A 17,662-nucleotide genomic window follows, 5' to 3' on the forward strand; every position below is an offset into this window, starting at 1 on the left:
AAGCTACAAGCCCCCCTTGTCGTCCGCCGTGCTGGGCGAGACTGCCTTGCTCCTTGCTCCTTGCTCCTTGCTCCTTGCTCCTTGCTCCTTGCTCCTTGCTCCTTGCTCGTCAGTCCAGCTCCACATAGGCGCCAAGGGCGCGCATCCGCGATTCGAAGGTGGTGACGTTATCCACCAGGGCTTCCGGGCCGTAGGCCACGCATTCGGCGAGGATCGCCTCGATCAGGGTGATGGCGGAGAGGATCGACGGGAAGAAGTGGGGCGTGGCGGTGGCGATATTGAAGGTCACCGCGGCACCGGGCACCAGCGGCGAGCGTAGGGTGTCGGTGATCACGATGGCATCGACGCCGTTGGCCCGGGTGATCTCCAGGGCGCGCACCGTCTCGGCGCAGTAGGGGTCGAAGCCGATCGCCACCACCAGGTCGCCCTCGCCGAAGGGCGCCAGCTCCGTCAGCAGTCCCCCCTCCTGGCCGCGAATCAACTGGATATTGGGCATGGCGATGCGCCCCACATAGGCGAAGTGGTAGGCGCAGGCGAAGGTGTCCCGGAAGCCCACCACCGCCACCTTGCCGGCCGCCAGCATGCGCTCGGCCGCCTCGCGCACCTTGGCCTGGGTATCGGTGGTGAAGAGCCGGCCGATATTGTCGAAGGCGGTATCCCCCACATCGAGAAACACCTGGTCGTCGGTATTGGCCAGGGCCTTGAGGCTGGAGGCCCGCCCCGAGAGCTCGATGGGCCCGGACTGCACCGCCGACTGGAAGATCTCGCGGAACTGCTCGTAGCTGTCGAAGCCCAGGCGCTTGGCCAGCCGCATCAGCGTGGAAGGCGTCACCTCCGCCGCCGTGGCCGACTTGCGGATCGACTGGAAGGCGATCTCCATGGGCTGTTCCAGCACATAGTTGGCTGCCAGCTTGAGCTGGGGGCTGAGCTCGGCGTAGCAGGCGGCCAGGGCCTGATTGACCTCGTCCAGGGATGTCGGGGAGTGTTCTTGCATCCAATTACCTCGTGTAGACAGCGCCGTCGCCGATAGGCGCTGCCATGCTGGCGTAGCCAAGGGCGCCTGGCAAGCCGGCTTACTTACCTGGCCCATCGCCGAGACGTCGGACCGCTGCTGAAGCAGGCTTGTATGTTTGAAGGAGACCCAGAAAGGGCAATAGTGAGAAGGCTTGGTTGGCCACTGGTGTTGTGGGAGTCCGGCTCCGCCGGACGATTGGGCGACGAAGTCGCCCTTGGCTGCCGATCAGGATCGCCCTTCGGGCGATATCGCGCGGAATCCGCGCTTGTATGTTTGAAGGAGACCCAGAACGGGCAATAGTGAGAAGGCTTGTCGGGGTGGAGGGACGAGCCGCGCATCTGGCCCTCCTCGGGCACAGACAGTGGGAGACATGGCCCCACCCCACCCATCAAGCGCCGATAAGGAATCCATCGGCTGAGTGCCCCTCAGACCGACGATCTTGGCAAGCCAGCGCTTGGGGGCACCCCGACAAGCCTTTTCAACCTAGCGTGGAGGGCGCGAGATGACAATCCAGACCATCATCGGCATCGACGTCGCCAAGGACGAACTGGTGAGCTATCGGCAGGATACCGACACCGAGAAAGTGCTGGAGAATAACCAGGCCAGTATCAAAGGCTGGCTGCGTCGTCTACCCGCTCACTGCACCATCGCCATCGAGGCCACCGGCACCTATCACGTGTTACTGATCAAGCTGGCGTATCAGTACGGTCATACGGTCTACGTCATCGATGGCTACCAACTCAAGCATTACCGGCAAGGCATTGGCGGCCGCGCCAAGACCGACAGCAGCGATGCCCGCCTGCTGGCCCGCTACCTCAGCCGCGAGCAAGAAGCCCTGCGGCCCTGGACCCCGCCACCGCCCGCCTACCGGGCGCTGCAGGTTCTGCTGCGCCGCCGCGCTACCCTCGTCAAGGCCCGGGTGGCGATTCAGCAGAGCTGCGCCGACTTGCCGGAATTGAAGGCTCCACTCAAGCGCCTGGTCGCCCAGCTGACGCGCATCGACCAGGTCATCCAGGCCCGCCTGCGGGCCATCGTTCGTGAGGCAGGGCTCAGCCAGCAAGTCGCCCGCTGCCAGGCCATGGAGGGGGTTGGCTCACTGACGGCGACGGCCCTGGCGATGGCCTTCCTGCGGGGTGATTTTCGTCACAGTGATGCCTTCGTGGCCTTCCTGGGGTTGGATGTCCGCGTGCGTGACTCGGGAAGACAACGTGGGCGGCGCAAGCTGACCAAGAAGGGCGATCCGGAGGTACGTCGTCTGCTGCACAACGCGGCGATGGCGGCCAGCCGTCAGCCGGCTTGGCAAGCGGCCTATCAGGGCTATCTGGCCCGCGGACTCAAGAAAACCCAAGCACTGGTGATCATCGCCCGGAAGCTGGTCCGCATCGCATTTTCGCTGATGAAGCATGAGGTGGAGTATCGCCCCCCGACCGCGGTGGCGGCTTGAGGGGCAACATAGAATCTCCCACGGAAACCGCGGTGGCGGCTTGAGGGGCAACATAGAATCTCCCACCGTGTATTCACGCCAAAGTGCGATGCCCCCGTCTTTTTATTATCAATGATACGTATGGTTCATTCCGTATTTTTATACAACACAAACGTATTGACTTACTCCTGGGACTCCCCGTAGCATGCGTCGAAGAAACGGATGTGTCGCTATTAGTCTATGAGTGACACTGATGTTTCATCTTTCGCGAGGCCGGCCGGCAGTGGCGACCGACGGCCTCGATGTTATCTCGCCATGCCCAGGCAGGCCCTGCCGAGGAGAGACGATGCAACGCCCCGAGACCCTGATCATCGAGCGCCAGGCGGCGGTGATGGTGATTCGCTTCAATCGCCCCCACCGCCTCAATGCGGTGGTGGAGCCGCTCTACCGGGAGCTGCTGGCGGCCCTGAATGAGGCCGAGCGGGACCCGGAGATTCGCGCGGTGGTGTTGAGCGGCGAGGGGCGCGCCTTCTGCGTGGGCGCCGATATGAAGGAGCATGGCGCGGCCGGCCGCACCCTGCACCAGCGCCGCGAATACCTGCAGCTGGGCAACGATGTCTGCGAGGCGATCCTGCGCAGCCCGCTGCCGGTGGTCGCCGCGGTCAACGGCTATGCCCTGGGGGCCGGCGCCGAGATGGCGGTGGCCTGCGATTTCATGGTGATGAGCGAAGCGGCCCAGATCGGCTTCCCCGAGGTCAGTATCGGCACCTGCGTGGGGGGCGGCGTCTCCCAGTTGCTGCCCCAGTTGGTAGGTCTGGGCCAGGCCCGGCGCCTGCTCTATACCGGGGCGCGTATCGATGGCGTCGAGGCGGCGCGCCTCGGGCTGGCCAGCCAGGCGGTGCCCGCCGAGGCGCTGATGGACGAGGCCCTGGGCCTGGCCGAGACCCTGAGCCGCCAGGCGCCCATCTCCCTGGCCATGCTCAAGCGCCTGGTCAACCAGGGCAGCCACGAGAGCCTGGAGAGCCAGTTGCAGCAGGAGCTGGACGCGGTCTTCCGCTGCTCCACCACCGCCGACTGGCAGGAGGGCGTGGACGCCTTCGCCGAGAAACGCTCACCGAACTTCAAGGGGTGCTGAGATGAATCGCGCACGTCACCTGTCCAGCCGCAGCCCGCTGCACGACTTCCTCGCCCCCCGCTCGGTGGCCGTGGTGGGGGCCTCCCAGGACCCCACCAAGCGCGGCTACAAGGCCATGGTGGGGCTGGTCAAGCAGGGCTTTCGGGGCGCCATCTACCCCATCAACCCCAAGGTGGATCAGGTCATGGGGGCCAAGGCCTACGCCTCCCTCGGCGAGCTGCCGGGGCCGGCGGACCTGGCGCTGATCTGTACCCCTGCGACCACGGTGCCGGGGCTGATTCGCGAGTGTGGCGCCGCGGGCGTCAAGGGCGCGGTGATCCTCGCCAGCGGCTTCGGCGAGACCGGCGAGGCCGGTGCCGCCCTGGAGGCGGAGCTGCTCGCTGTGGCCCGGGAGGTGGGGGTGCGGCTGATCGGCCCCAACACCTCCGGGGTCTTCAACCTGCACCAGCACCTCAACCTGCTGGCCCTGGACAACGTCAAGCCGGGGGGCGTGGGCATCGTCTCCCAGTCCGGCAATATGCTGCTCTCTCTGGCCCTGGAGGCCCAGCACAACGGCCGGGTCGGCTTCAGCACCTATGTGGGGCCGGGCAACCAGACCGATACCGGCTTCGCCGACTACCTGCGCTACCTGGGCGAGGACGCCCATACCCAGGTGGCCACCCTCTATGTGGAGGGCTTCCAGGACGGTCGCCACTTCCTCGAGGTGGCCCGGGAGGTCACCGCCGCCAAGCCGGTGGTGGTCTACAAGTCCGGTGCCACCGAGGCCGGCCAGCGGTCCGCCAGCTCCCACACCGGGGCGCTCGCCGGCAGCTACGCCATGACCGTCGACCTGCTGCGCCAGGCCGGGGTCAGCGTGGTGCAGTACTCCGACGAGATCCTGCCGGTGGCCGAGGGGCTGGAGCTGTTGCAGAAGGCCCGCGGCAAGCGGGTGGCGGTGCTCGCCGACGGCGGCGGCCAGGCCACCATCGCCGCCGACCGCCTGGCCGAGGCGGGGCTGACCCTGGCCGAGCTCTCCGATACCACCCGGGCGAGGCTGGCCGAGATTCTCTTCCCCCAGGCGTCCCTGGCTAACCCGGTGGACGTGGCCGGCAGCAGCGACGCCGACCCCCTGGTGCTGGCCCGCTGCATGGAGATCCTCGCCGAGGACGCGGGGGTCGATAGCGTCTTCCTGGTGGGCATGTTCGGCGGCTACAGCATTCGTTTCGCCGACTCGCTGCTAGGCGACGAGATGCGCGGCGCCGAGTCGATGATCGAGCTGGCCCGGCGCATCGACAAGCCTCTGGTGGTCTACAGCCTCTATGCGCCGATCAAGCCGCCGGCGCTGCGCCGCCTCCACGAGGCGGGGCTGCCGGTCTACTACTCCATCGAGCATGCGGTGCGCGCCCTGGCGGCACTGGGCGAGCGGGGCGCCTATCTGGCCGCCGATCACGCCCGCCCCGAGGCGGTGGCGCGGCTGCCGGAACCCGAGGCGGCCTTCAGCCGTGCCCGGGCCGAGGGACGCGACCTGCTGGAACCGGAGGCCAAGGCGCTGTTGGCCGCCCATGGCATCCGGGTGCCGGAGGAGCGCCTGGTGCGCGACGCCTTGGAGCTGGCCGAGGCGGCCGAACACTTCGGCACCATGCCCCTGGCCATGAAGGTGGTCTCCAAGGATATCCTCCACAAGTCCGATGCCGGCGGGGTGCGCCTCGACCTGGTGGGCGAGGCGGCGCTCCGCGAGGCCCATGGCGCCATCCTCGCTTCCTGTCGCGCCTATGCCCCGGAGGCCGAGATCGAGGGGATGCTGGTCACACCCATGGCGGCCAAGGGGGTGGAGGTGATCATCGGCGTCAGCCGCGACCCCATCTTCGGGCCGGTGCTGATGTTCGGCCTGGGCGGCATCTTCGTGGAGATCCTCGAGGACGTGGCCTTCCGCGCCATCCCGCTCTCCCGCCATGACGCCCGCTCCATGGTGGCGCAGATCAAGGCCAAGAAGATCTTCGAGGGGGTGCGCGGCGGCGCGGCCATCGATCAATCGGCCCTGGTCGAGCTGCTGCTGCGCATCTCGCAGCTGGTCGAGGCCTACCCGGAGATCCAGGAGCTCGACCTCAACCCGGTGATCGCCTATGCCTCGGGTTACGCCGTGGTGGACGCCCGGGTTATCGTGGCGAAGGAAAGGGCCGACGCCTCGGCCGACCCGACAACTCGCACCGAGGAGAGCCTCGCATGAGCCTGCCGCAGCTGACGGATGCCCGCCTGACCCTGGAGAACCGGGTGGCCACCCTGACCCTGGATCGTCACGACCTGCGTAATGCCCTCACCGGCACCGCCCTGATCGACGATATCGTCGCCACCGCCGACTGGGTCAACGCCTGCGATGAGGTCTCGGTGCTGGTGATCACCGGGGCCGGCTCGGCCTTCTCCGCCGGCGGCAACGTCAAGGACATGGCCGAGCGGGGCGGCGATTTCGCCGGCAACGTGGCCGAGGTAGCGGAGCGCTACCGCCGCGGCATCCAGCGCATCCCCCTGGCGCTGGCCGCCGTGGAGGTGCCGATCCTCGCCGCGGTCAATGGGCCCGCCATCGGCGCCGGCTTCGACCTGGCCAATATGGCCGATATCCGCATCGCCTCCCGCAAGGCCAGGTTCGGCGAGACCTTCCTCAACCTGGGAATCATCCCCGGCGACGGGGGGGCCTGGCTGATGCAGCGGCTGATCGGCTACCAGCGGGCCTTCGAGCTGACCCTCTCCGGCCGGGTGATCGACGCCGAGGAGGCCAAGGAGTACGGCATCGTGCTGGAGGTGGTCGAGCCCGGGGCGCTGATGGCCCGCGTCAACGAGCTGGCCTCGCGTATCGCCGCCCAGCCGCCCAAGGCGACGCGGCTGACCAAGCGGCTGATGAAGCTGGCGCAGCGCACCGAGCTCAAGGACTTCCTCGACCTCTGCGCGGTCTTCCAGGGCATGTGCCATAACGAGCCGGAGCACCTGGACGCGGTCAACGCCATGCTGGAGAAGATGCGTCGGTAGTGCTGAACCGGCGATCAGGCACCGGAAGCCGCCACGGGTGTTTCTGTGGCGGCGCTTTCTGGTTCTGCGCCTGAATCTCGAGGCGGTCGCTTAGACCAGGAGGTCGTTCTCGGCCAGCGTACCGTAGAGCTCGGGGCGTCGGTCGTTGAGAATGCCGGTGCTCATCCGGTAGGCGACCACCTCGTCCAGGTCCAGGGTGGCGCGCAGCACACCTTCCTTTTCGTGATCCAGGGCGGCCAGGATCCGGCCATCGGGGCGGGCTACCAGGCTGCGCCCCATGAACTGCATGTCACCCTGGCGGCCGACCCGGTTGCAGCTAAGAAAGAAGACGCCGTTTTCCTGGGCCCGGGTGAAGGCGCGATGGCGGAAGAGGCCTTCGTCCTCGATCGGATCGTCGGCGCCGCGGAACGACGCCCAGACATTGGTGACGACCTCGGCGCCCTGGAGGGCCAGACAGCGGGTGATTTCGGGAAAGCGGATGTCATAGCAGATCTGCATGCCCAGGCGAGCCGTGTGGATATCGCTGACCGGCATGGATCGACCCGGGGTGAAGTAGAGCTTCTCGTTGTGCCACAAGTGGGTCTTGGCATAGCAGGAGTGAATGCCTCCGGGACCCAGCAGCAGGGAGGCGTTGTAGAGCACGCCGGATCGGGTGGCCGAGCGCAGGGCGAGTCCTACCACGATATGGCTGTCGTAGTGATCAGCGACAGCCGACAGCGCCTGGATCAGTGCATCGTCGCGATCTGCCGCCGCCGCATAGAGCCGCTTGGCATACTCGGTATGGGAGGCGCAGCCGGAGGGGAAGCCACCCCCCGGGGCCAGGGGCTCCACATAGCCGGTATTACAGAGTTCCGGAAAGACGATCAGCCCAGCACCGGCTTTGGCCTCGGCGGTGGCGATCCCCACCAGCCGCTCACCATTGTCTGCCGGTGCTAAGGGCGTCAGGTCCATCTGGGCGAGGCTGACTTCAAGCTTGCGACTCATCGGCTCTCCGTCTCGGCAGTGATCGCCTCACGTTCCACGAAAGGATAGACATCCCGGGTGTCCAGTCGCTCGTAGGGCAGGGTCAAGAGGTCGGCCGGCCCATAGTCCGGAGTATCCACGATCAGGATTTCTTCGGCTAGCTCCTGGTAGACCTGGCGAAAGTGGGTCTTGGAGCGCAGCACGATAATGGCATAGTCCCGAGGATCCTGTTCGAAGACGGTGAAGGCATCCTCATCGACGCCGAAGGCGGGACGACTGATCACGCTGACCAGGATATCGCCGATGCGCAGCAGGGCTGAGAGTCCCAGGTTAACGTAGCTACCCTGCAGCATGGCGCCGGAGATATGGTAACTCTTGGGCTCGGCCTGCAGCACCTCGCACTCCACCCTCAGGCGAGGTCCTGCGCGGCGCGAGCTGTGTGCGCCCAGTGTCAGGGTGGTGGTGGCACCCACCCCGGCTGCGGCCGCCGCCTCTGCCGCCTGGGGATCCCACAGGAAGGGCACGGCCGTGCGCTGGGCGTTGCGGCGGATCAAGGCATCGAGCAGATAGGTGGAGTCGCTCATGCGATCGGCATGCTCCAGCAGCACGATGGGCTTAGCGACCTGCGGGGCTCGCGTCAGGGCGTGCTCGACCGCCTCGTCGAGGCTGAAGATGCGCTCTGGCCGGTAGAGGGCGTGGCGCTCTTGCCAGATACGCTCGGAGAGCGAGGTGGCGATGGCCTCGGCACGTTCGGTGTTGGCGTCGGTGACCACCATGACCGAGAAACCGGTATTGATGGCGTCGGCATAGGAGAAGCCGGCCATAATGGAGATATCGAGATAGTCGCTCGACTCGCGCTCTAGGCGACGAGCCTCGGCGAGAATCTCGGCCAGGGGGCTCAGTTGGGTGGCACTGAAGATACTGGGCGTCAGCACGCCGGGCTTGATCAGCCGACAGGTGGGCGAGAGCTCGCCGCGTAGGGTGCGGAGCATACAGTCGGCGGTGCGCCGCCCGGTCTCACCCATATCGGTATGAGGCGACTTCTGGTAGGCGAAGGCGGCATCGCAGGCGCGGATGCTGTCGGCGTCCAGGTTGCCGTGGTAGTCGAAGCCCACCATGACTCGTACCGCATCCCCGACGGTACGGCGCACGGCTTCGATGATGAAGCGCTCGGGATCCTCGTAGCCGGGCGCCCAGGCGGCGCCATGCAGGTGGAGCAGCACGCCGTCGAGATCGTCGATAGCGGCCAGCTCCCGGCAGATCTCCCCCGTGTAGCGCTCGACCACTTCATCGTCGACCCGTCCCAGCGCACCCAGGTAGGCGTAGACCAGAGGCACCGGTGTCACGTCCTGCGCCTGGCAGATCTCGAGGAAGCCTCCAATCACTGTGTTGGTGTCGGTGAGTCCCTGGACGATGCCTGGACCGCGCAGGGCTCCCTCTTCGAAGTCGACATATTGGGCGGTGTTCGGCAGGAAGCTGACCGATTCGATATGAAACCCGGCGATGGCAATCTTCATGGGGCGATTCCGTCTTGTTCGTGAAGTGGCGTGGCGTCAGAGCAGGTTGGGGAGGAACAGCACGATCTCCGGGAAGGCGATCAGGAGGCACATCACCAGTACCATGATGAAGAAGAAGGGCAGGGAGCCGCGAATGGTGCGCGACATGCCGTTCTCGCCGGCCACCTGGTTGATGATGAAGAGATTGAGGCCGACAGGGGGCGTGATCAGGCTCATCTCGATGAACAGAGCCATCATCACGCCGAACCAGATGGGGTCGAAGCCGAGGCTCATCATCAGTGGATAGATGATCGGGAAGGTCAGGAAGAACATGCTGGTGCCTTCGATCAGGCAGCCTAGGGCGATGAACAGGAGACCGACGATCAGGGCGATGTGCCAGGGCTCCATCTCCAGGGCGAGAATCAGTTGGCTGATCTGTTGGGGCACCATCATGAAGGAGAGCGCAGTCGAGATGATGTGGGCACCGATCATCATCAGCGCAATCATGCAGGTGGTGCGAATCGACATCACCGCGGCCTCATGGATCGTCTGCAGGCTCAGTCGTCGCTCCAGGGCGAGGATCAGCAGTGCCCCCATGGCACCAACCGCTGCTGATTCGGTGGGGGTAGCGAAACCGGTATAGATGGAGCCGAGGACGGCCGTGATCAGGGCGAGTGGAGCGACCAGCGACTTCATGGCGGTCAGGGTCTGCCCCCAGGGCAGCTTGTCGCGCTCGGGGTTAGCCGGGGGATGGCGCAGCGAGAGGAGCGCCACATAGGCCATGAAGGCCAGCACGAGAATCAAGGCTGGTACGAGGCCCGCGATGAACAGGGTGCTGATGGACTGACCGGCGAAGCTGCCATAGAGGATGAACAGGATGCTGGGGGGAATCATGGTCGCCAGGGTGCCGCCGGCCGCGAGCGAGCCATAGACCAGGCGTCGGTCATAGCCCCGGTCTCTCAGTTCATTAACGGCCAGAGTTCCCATGGTTGCCGCCCCGGCCAGGCTGGAGCCCGAACAGGCGCCGAAGATCGCACAGGAGGTGATGTTGGTCTGCACCAGGCCGCCGGGTAGTCGTGACATCAGGGGCGCCAGCCCCTGGTAGATCCTCGTGGCGATGTTGCCCTTGAGCAGCAGGCTGCCCATGAAGATGAACAGTGGGATGGCCGCCAGGACGAAGTCGTTGACGACCTCGTACTGGATAGTCTCGACAATGCGGAAGAGGCTTGCCGGCAGGAAGAAATAGAGCAAGGCCAGGCCCAGTCCGGCCAGGCCGATGGCGATCCAGATGCCGCTGATCAGCACCACGGTGAGGATGACCAGGGCGAGGGTCAAGGAGAAGAAGGTGAGTTCCATGCTAGTCCCCCTTGGCCATGGTCGGCATGATGGGTGTCGTGCTCTCGGGAATCAGCCTCAGCAAGCTGCGACTGAGGTGAGCCAGCAGTTCGATCATCAGCAAGGCATAGCCGGGTGCGAGGAATAGGCGTGGGACCCACAGTGGGGTACGGGTCACGGTCTGGGCCCGTTCGCCGCTGGCCAGGCTCTTGGTGAAGAGCTCCATGGCGTGCCAGGCGAGGACGCCGATGATGCCAATGGCTGCCAGGGTGACGATCAGCTCAAGGAGTGCCGCTGCCCGTTCGGGGAGCCGTTGGACCAGCAGCTCGACGCGGATGTGTCCCCCGGTCCGGTAGGTATCGGCCAGACCCATGAAGGCCAGAGCGACGAACAGGTAGCCGACGTATTCCTCAACGAAGAAGAGACTGCTGGTGAAGGGCAGGGCACGGGCCAGGGTGTTCACACTGACCAGCATCATCATCAGCACGATGGCGATGACGGCCAGTTCCCGGCCGATGCCCGAGGTCAGGCTTGACACTCTGTCGAGCAGGGTGTCAAGCCGCTGCAAGGCGCGGATGAGGGGCGTCACGATAGACCTCCTGGTGTCACCTACTGGAGGCTCTCTTGATAGATCGTGAAGGCCTGCTGGCCGAGTTCACCGGTCTCCTCTAGCCAGCCATCGCGGATCGGCTGGGTGCGCGCCCGGAATTCCTCAAGGGTGCCTGCATCGAGTCCGCTGACGGTGATGCCGTGTTGTTCGATGGAATCGACCAGGATACGCATGGTGCCGATGTCCCGGTCGGCCTGGATTCTTTCGTTGATCAGGCGCGCCTCCTCGCGAACGATCTCCTGGAGATCCTCGGGAAGCGTCGCCATGGCGTCCTGATTCACGAAGGTGAACTCCACCGGGTAGGACCAGTTCCACCAAGTGTTGTGATCGACCACCTCATAGACGCGGGCAGCATTGGCGCCGTCCATGCCGGTCAGGGCACCATCGATGGTGCCGCGTTGCAATGAGGTGTAGAGCTCACCGAAGGCCACGGTGCTGGGCTCCCCGCCCAGCAGGCGGATCATCTCACCGCTTTCGTGTCCGAATACGCGGATCTTCTGGCCGCGCATCGCTTCAAGGCTGTTCAGGGGGCGGTTGGAATGGATGGCCGAGCCACTAATGATGAAGCCAGTGGTCAGTTCGGCGTTGTACTTGTCAGCGAAGATCTGGCGGTAATAGGGCTCCTCCAGCTCGGCATAGACCGTCTTGGCCTGATCCAGGTTGTCGAATAGGAAGGGCAAGCCGAGGAAGGCGATGGCGGGCTCCATGGAACTGACATAGACATCGGCGGTGTTGCCCATCTGCACGATGCCGTCCCGTACCGCCGATAAGATCTCGGCACCGCTGAAGGGGTGCTGACCATAGGAGAGGAAGTTGATCTTCAGGCGACCGTCACTGCGCTCACTGATGTTGTCGGCTAGCTCCTGGTAGAGCGCCATATAGGAGATAGCGGGTGTCAGTGGGGAGACCAGGGTCCACTCATGGGTCTGCTGAGCCAGGGCAGCCGATGAGGCGCCGGCCAGCATGGCGGTGGTGAGGGTGATCATGGTAAGGCGGTTCGTGCGCATCGTGTCGTACCTCATGCGGGTTGTTCTTATTCCCGGGCCTGGTGCCCGGGAGAGGGGTACTGACAGCAGATTGGCACACTCCTCTTGATATTATAAATTGAATAATATCAAGCTTTGATTACAAAAAGGCATTAATAGTGAGAATCTCTGACCTGCAAGCCTTCGTCATGGTGGCTGACCTCGGCTCCTTCCATGCCGCCGCCGATCAGCTCAACATCACCCAGCCCGCCCTGAGTCGACGCATTCGTAAGTTGGAGGAGATGATCGGGGTGCTGCTGTTCACCCGGACGACGCGTCAGGTTCACCTGACTGCGGCGGGGCGTAACTTCCTTGAGCGGGCGCGCAAGATCGTGATCGATACCGAGGAGAGTCTGGCCAGCCTGCGTGGCGCCTCCTCCAGTCGGCGCGAACTGATCCGAGTCGGTTGCTTGCCGTCGCTGGGAATGAAGCTGATTCCGGCGGTCCTGGGTGAATTCCGCCAGTGCTATCCGTTCGTCGCCTTGCGGGTGCTGGATATGAACGCCATCGAACTGGTCGAAGAGGTGGCGAAGGGCACGCTGGATCTGGGAATCGGCATGTACACCGCCGCCAACCCGAATGTGCAGTTCAAGCCGCTGGGGCGTGAGGCCCTGGGGGTGGTCTGTCATCGGGAACATCCGGTGGCAGAGCGGGACAATCTATGCTGGCGGGATCTGCGTGACTATCCCATAGCGTCGAATATTCAGCAGAGCGGCAACTGGCTGCGCATCCAGCGCGCCCTGGAGGACGAGGCCATCCAGCTCAACTGGTTTCACCAGATTCGCTCGATGCTGGGGCCGTGATCACGGTGCAGCAGGGCGATGGCCTGGCGGTGGTGCCGCGCTCCGCTGTCGAGGCCCTGTGCCTTCCTAACCTGGTGTTTTGCGACGTGGCCGAGCCGACGATCCACCGCGAGATCGGCGTCTTGACCCCCACGACCTCAATGCAGACGCTCTATGTTAGGGAGTTCGTGAGCAGGATCGAGGAGCGCATGGTGTCGTTATCCTGGTGAGACGGTCGGTCTGGAGGCCGGCTTCTCGGTGCCATGTTGGTGCCGTGAGAGCGGAGTGATGATAGGGGCTCGACCATCACAGGGCGGTGACACAGCATAGCAGACAGCGCCTGGGTGTTTCCCGTCCTCGACCTGGCCCTGGCGGCGGGGCGCTACCTTGCCGCCGATCTGAGCGCCTCGAGGCGGTGGCGCGCCAGCCTGACCCCCCAGGGCGCTTTTGCGCGGGCCCGAGCCGAGGTGGCCGCTCAAGGAGTGATACCTTGATGCGACGACGCCCGGCCCCGGCCGGGCGTTCTTGTTGGTAACGAAAAAGCCCCGGCATCTAGCCGGGGCAAAACGATGCGAGTAAGCCAGTGAGGCGGGATCAGAACTCGAAGCGGGCGGAGAGCCAGAGGCGGCGGCCCTCTTCGCTATTGGCGTAGACATTGCCGTAGCTGTTGCCGCCGTCGTAGGCACGGTAGTCGACGAAGTCCTTGTCGAGCAGGTTGTAGACGGTGGCGCTCAGGGTCACGTTATCCGCCACGGCATAGCTGCCGCCCAGATGGAAGAGGCTATAGGCCTTGAAGTCGCCCAGGTCGTCGTAGGAGGGCGCGCCGCGGACCCGCAAGCGGTTGCGATAGCGCTCGCTGCGGTACTCGGCGGCGAGCCAGGTGCTCAGGCGCTCGCTGGCCTGCCAGCGCAGGGTGGCGTTGACGGCGTGCTCCGGGGTGTCGGTCAGCGGGTCGCCGGCGTTCTCGCCGCTCTTCTGTTCGCTGTCGGTGAAGGTGTAGTTGGCGCTCAGGTGCCAGGCCGGGGCCAGTTGCAGGCGTGCGGAGAGTTCCACCCCCTGGGTCTCCGCCTCGTCGATATTGACCTGCTGGGCATAGGTACCATCGGGAATCGAGGGGTCGCCGCTGACCACGATATCCTCGCCGTCGGCGATCTTGTCGTCGAAGCGGTTATGGAAGAGGGTGGCGCTGGCCATGAAGCCGGCCTGGTTATCGAAGTGGAGACCCACTTCGCTGCTGGTGCTGGTCTCCGGCTGCAGGTCGGGGTTGCCGATGGTCAGGATGGTGCCCTGGCCGGTAACGCCATTGACGCCGTCATGCAGGTCGTTGAGCGAGGGGGTGCGGTAGCCGCGGCTGACCCCGCCCTTGAGGGTCCACCGCTCGCTGGCGTTCCATACCAGATAGCCGCGCGGGCTGAACTGGCTGCCGAAGGCGTCATGGTGGTCGTAGCGCCCGCCCAGGGTCAGCGCCAGGTCGTCGGTGAGCAGCCATTCGTCCTCGGCGAACAGCGCCCAGGTGGTCTGTGCGAAGGTCTCGGTGGCCAGGCCGTCGCTTAGCTCGGCATCCCACCACTGGCCGCCTACCGTTGCCATATGGTCGCCCAAAGGCATCACGAACTTGCTGTCGAGGACGGTATTGGTGGTCTCGAGCGTGCGGGGCGAACCGATGGTCAGGTCGGGCAGGGCCGGCAGGGGCTGGCCGAAGTCACCGCCAGCATTGCTGCCGGGAATGGTGCGCCCGAGGGTCTCGGTGGTATTGCGCATCAGGCTCGATTCCAGGGTGCCGGCGGAAAAGCGCCCGGTATGGCCGATGGCGAGTTGCTCGCGCTCGAAACGCAGTTCGTCCGAGTAACCGCCGATGCGGCCCTGGGGATCGTCCAGGGTGCCTAGCTGACCCTCGTCGTTGTTATAGCGCTGACGATTGATCTCGCCGTCGAGCCAGAGGTCGTGATCGTCATTGGCGGCTAGGGTCAGGCGCGCGCCCAGATTGTAGTTGCGCCCCTCCACTGGGCTGGGGCCGCGCTGGCTGACTTCGATGGGCTCGCCGTCGGCGTCCTGATATTCCAGATGCGAGGCCTCCCGGTCGTAGAGGCGGCCGCGCAGCTGCAGGCCGAGGCGATCCTCGATCAGGGGGCCGCTGGCATAGAGACTCAGGGCGCGGCTATCGCCGAAGTCGTCGTCCTCGTTAAGGGTATTCTCTACCTCCAGGGAACCGTTCCATTCCGCGTCGACCCGACGGGTGATGATATTGATCACCCCGCCCATGGCGTCGGAGCCGTAGAGGGTGGACATGGGCCCGCGAATCACCTCGATACGCTCGATGCTGGAGATCGGCGGGAAGAAGCTGGTGCTGGTCTCGCCGAAGCCGTTGGGGGTGACGCTGCCGGCGGCGTTCTGGCGGCGGCCATCGATCAGGATCAGGGTGTAGTCGCTGGGCATGCCGCGGATGCCGATATTGCGGCCGCCGGTCTTGCCCACCTGGCCGCCCACGTCGACCCCCTCCACGTTGCGCAGGGCATCCGCCAGGCTGCTGATACGCTGCTTCTGCAGTTCTTCCCGGGTGATCACCGAGATACTGGCCGGGGCGTCGCGCAGGGTCTGCTCGAAACCGGCGGCGGTGACCACGATGTTGTCGAGGCGCGCCGACTCATCGGCGAGGGCGGGCAGGCCGGCGGAGGCCAGGGCCACGGCGAGGGCCAGGCGGGAGCGGGACGAGAGGCGCATGGGGATCCTTGTCGATTCCTTGAATGAGAGTAATTATCGAATGCGGTGGTGATTCTAAAGCGATAAGTTCCCGAGGCGCAGGGGGCGGAGGGGAAACGGTCCGTTGCGTAATCCGCAACATGAGAGTCAGCGTTGGACGGGAGCATTGGCGGGAGCGAGGCGAGGCCTGCCATGCTAAGCCTTTGGCGACAGGGAGGTTGGGACGTGTCCGATGCCGTGCTGGTCTATGGGGTGCTGGGGCTGACCCTGGTGGGCTTCGTCTGGGGGCGCTTCCGCTATGACCTGGTGGCGCTGATGGCGCTGCTGGGGGCGGTGCTGTTGGGGCTGGTCCCCGGTGAGGCGGCCTTCCTCGGCTTCGGCCATCCGGCGGTGATCACGGTGGCGGCGGTGCTGGTGCTGAGCAAGGGCTTCGAGCGCTCGGGGCTGGTGGATATCATCGCCGAACAGGCGCTGCGCATCGGCGAGCGATTGCTGCTGCAACTGCTGGTGCTGACCGGCACGGTGCTGCTGCTGTCGGCGGTGATGAACAACGTGGGGGCCCTGGCGCTGATGCTGCCGGTGGCCATGCGCCTGGCCCGGGCCCACGATACCTCCCCGTCCATCCTCTTGATGCCGCTGGCCTTCGGCTCCCTGCTGGGAGGGCTGATGACGCTGATCGGCACGCCCCCCAATATCATCGTCGCCAGCTATCGGGGCTCGGTCACCGGGGAGAGCTTTGGCATGTTCTCCTTTACCCCGGTGGGGGTGGTGGTGGCCCTGGTGGGGCTCGTCTTTATCGTGCTGTTGGGTTGGCGCTTGACGCCCCGGCGCCAGGGTCAGGCCAGTGCCGACGAGCTCTTCGACACCGCCAATTACCTGGTGGAGCTGCGCCTGCCCGAGGAGGCCAAGGCCTGCGGCTGGACCCTCAGCGAGCTGCAGCAGGAGCTGGGCGAGACGGTGCCGGTGATCGGGGTGATTCGCGATGACAAGCGTCGCCCCGGCCACGCCTTCCTGGGCGCCCTGCGCGCCGGCGATGTGTTGCTGGTGGAGGGCGGCCCCGAGGAGATCAAGCTGCTGGAGGACAAGGCGGGGCTACGCCTGGGGGCCGAGCCCGACGCGGCGGATGAGGAGGCAGAAACCGGGGACGAGGCGGCCGAGCCACGGGAGCTAGCGGCAGACGACGGCGAGGACAAGGAGGAGAAGAAGGAGAAGGAGAAGGAGAAAGCCCGCAAGCCCTCCACCGAGGGGCTGCAGCTGGTGGAGGCGGTGGTGCGCAACGACTCCATGGTGGTCAACCGCACCGTGACCCAGTTGCGCCTGCATCATCAGCATGGCTTGCACCTGGTGGCGGTGGCCCGGGATGGGGCCCGCCTCAAGACGCGGCTGCGGGAGATTCGCTTCCGCTCCGGCGATGTGCTGCTGCTCCAGGGCGACGAGGCGGGCCTGGCCGAGGCCCTGGGTACCCTGGGCTGCCTGCCCCTGGCCAGTCGCAACCTGACCCTGGGCCAGCCGCGGCTGCTGCTGGTGTCGCTGGCCATCTTCGCCCTGGCCATCGCCGCCATGCTGCTGGACCTGCTGCCGGCGGCGGTGGCGCTCTCGTTGGCGGCCCTGGCCTCGCTGCTGGTGGGGGTCTTGCCGCCGCGTGACGCCTACGAGGCCGTGGATGGCCCGGTGATCGTGCTGCTCGGCGCCATGATCCCGGTGGGCCAGGCGCTCGAGACCAGCGGCGGGGCGGCGCTGATCGCCGAGACCCTGCTGGTCTTCGGCGCCGACTGGCCGGTGGTGGTGACCCTGGCGGGGTTGTTTGTGCTCTCCATGCTGCTCTCCAACGTGATCAACAACGCCGCCGCGGCGCTGCTGATGGCGCCCATCGCGGCGAGCCTGGCCGAAGGCTTCGGGGTCTCGGTGGATCCCTTCCTGATGGTGGTGGCGGTGAGCGCCTCCTGTGCCTTCCTGACCCCCATCGGTCACCAGTCCAATACCCTGGTGATGGGGCCCGGGGGCTACCGCTTCGGCGACTACTGGCGCCTGGGTCTGCCGCTCTCGCTGCTAGTGCTGGTGGTGGCGCTGCCGATGATTCTGTGGGTCTGGCCGCTGTGACGCCAGGTCTTGGGGAAAGGTGTTTCCTCAGCCCGCCTTATTCACGAGGCCGACCTAAAAAGAAGATGGCGAGTAGTT

14 protein-coding genes are annotated in these 17,662 nt (G+C 65.5%); 7 read left to right on the forward strand and 7 right to left on the reverse strand.

What is annotated here, in order from left to right:
• Positions 1-109: 109 nt before the first annotated feature.
• Entirely contained in the window at positions 110-994 is an 885-nt protein-coding gene (locus ACZ5EF_RS06320) for a MurR/RpiR family transcriptional regulator (RefSeq protein ID WP_346063277.1), read from the reverse strand.
• Between the two features lie 523 nt (positions 995-1,517).
• Between ACZ5EF_RS06320 and ACZ5EF_RS06325 the strand changes: the two genes are divergently transcribed.
• The 4 genes from ACZ5EF_RS06325 to ACZ5EF_RS06340 all read left to right on the forward strand — a co-directional run bounded on the left by ACZ5EF_RS06325 (position 1,518) and on the right by ACZ5EF_RS06340 (position 6,573).
• On the forward strand, positions 1,518-2,459 hold the full coding sequence (locus tag ACZ5EF_RS06325) for a transposase (protein WP_346063276.1): 942 nt from the start codon (positions 1,518-1,520) through the stop codon (positions 2,457-2,459).
• Between the two features lie 325 nt (positions 2,460-2,784).
• Entirely contained in the window at positions 2,785-3,573 is a 789-nt protein-coding gene (locus tag ACZ5EF_RS06330; protein ID WP_346063275.1) for an enoyl-CoA hydratase/isomerase family protein, read from the forward strand.
• A 1-nt stretch (position 3,574) separates the two neighbouring features.
• On the forward strand, positions 3,575-5,779 hold the full coding sequence (locus ACZ5EF_RS06335) for an acetate--CoA ligase family protein (RefSeq protein WP_346063274.1): 2,205 nt from the start codon (positions 3,575-3,577) through the stop codon (positions 5,777-5,779).
• Positions 5,776-6,573 (forward strand): enoyl-CoA hydratase-related protein, encoded by a 798-nt coding sequence (locus ACZ5EF_RS06340; protein ID WP_346063273.1) that lies wholly within the window; start codon positions 5,776-5,778, stop codon positions 6,571-6,573. The genes ACZ5EF_RS06335 and ACZ5EF_RS06340 overlap by 4 nt, the downstream gene beginning before the upstream one ends.
• Before the next feature lie 90 nt (positions 6,574-6,663).
• Here the strand turns inward: ACZ5EF_RS06340 and ACZ5EF_RS06345 are convergent, their stop codons facing one another.
• From ACZ5EF_RS06345 to ACZ5EF_RS06365, 5 genes are read right to left on the reverse strand one after another with little or no spacing between them, the layout of a single operon-like run.
• Positions 6,664-7,557 carry a carbon-nitrogen hydrolase family protein gene (locus tag ACZ5EF_RS06345; protein ID WP_346063272.1) on the reverse strand — a complete coding sequence of 298 codons (894 nt, stop codon included), beginning with the start codon at positions 7,555-7,557 and terminating at the stop codon, positions 6,664-6,666.
• A complete protein-coding gene (locus tag ACZ5EF_RS06350; RefSeq protein WP_346063271.1) occupies positions 7,554-9,053 on the reverse strand; it encodes a M81 family metallopeptidase in 1,500 nt (499 codons plus the stop codon). The genes ACZ5EF_RS06345 and ACZ5EF_RS06350 overlap by 4 nt, the downstream gene beginning before the upstream one ends.
• A 36-nt stretch (positions 9,054-9,089) precedes the next feature.
• The gene (locus ACZ5EF_RS06355; protein ID WP_346063270.1) at positions 9,090-10,388 is read right to left on the reverse strand and encodes a TRAP transporter large permease; all 1,299 of its coding nucleotides are present in this window, start codon (positions 10,386-10,388) and stop codon (positions 9,090-9,092) included.
• Between the two features lies 1 nt (position 10,389).
• A complete protein-coding gene (locus ACZ5EF_RS06360) occupies positions 10,390-10,956 on the reverse strand; it encodes a TRAP transporter small permease subunit (protein WP_346063269.1) in 567 nt (188 codons plus the stop codon).
• Positions 10,957-10,976: 20 nt separating this feature from the next.
• Positions 10,977-11,984, reverse strand: coding sequence for a TRAP transporter substrate-binding protein (locus ACZ5EF_RS06365; RefSeq protein WP_379729304.1), 1,008 nt, complete (start codon positions 11,982-11,984; stop codon positions 10,977-10,979).
• 137 nt (positions 11,985-12,121) lie between these two features.
• Here ACZ5EF_RS06365 and ACZ5EF_RS06370 point away from each other — a divergent pair, with 137 nt between their 5' ends.
• Positions 12,122-12,805, forward strand: a complete 684-nt coding sequence (locus tag ACZ5EF_RS06370; RefSeq protein ID WP_346063267.1) for a LysR family transcriptional regulator — start codon at positions 12,122-12,124, stop codon at positions 12,803-12,805.
• Positions 12,802-13,014: a LysR substrate-binding domain-containing protein gene (locus ACZ5EF_RS06375; protein ID WP_346063266.1), complete on the forward strand. Its 213-nt coding sequence runs from the start codon at positions 12,802-12,804 to the stop codon at positions 13,012-13,014. Before ACZ5EF_RS06370 ends, ACZ5EF_RS06375 begins: the two co-directional genes overlap by 4 nt.
• A 364-nt stretch (positions 13,015-13,378) precedes the next feature.
• On the opposite strand, the gene ACZ5EF_RS06380 is transcribed toward ACZ5EF_RS06375, so the two are convergent.
• On the reverse strand, positions 13,379-15,505 hold the full coding sequence (locus tag ACZ5EF_RS06380) for a TonB-dependent receptor domain-containing protein (RefSeq protein WP_346063265.1): 2,127 nt from the start codon (positions 15,503-15,505) through the stop codon (positions 13,379-13,381).
• A gap of 171 nt (positions 15,506-15,676) precedes the next feature.
• On the opposite strand from ACZ5EF_RS06380, the gene ACZ5EF_RS06385 reads away from it, so the two are divergent.
• Complete coding sequence (locus ACZ5EF_RS06385; protein ID WP_379729306.1) at positions 15,677-17,584, forward strand: SLC13 family permease; 1,908 nt, start codon at positions 15,677-15,679, stop codon at positions 17,582-17,584.
• Positions 17,585-17,662 lie beyond the last annotated feature (78 nt).

This window comes from Bisbaumannia salifodinae (assembly GCF_055388505.1).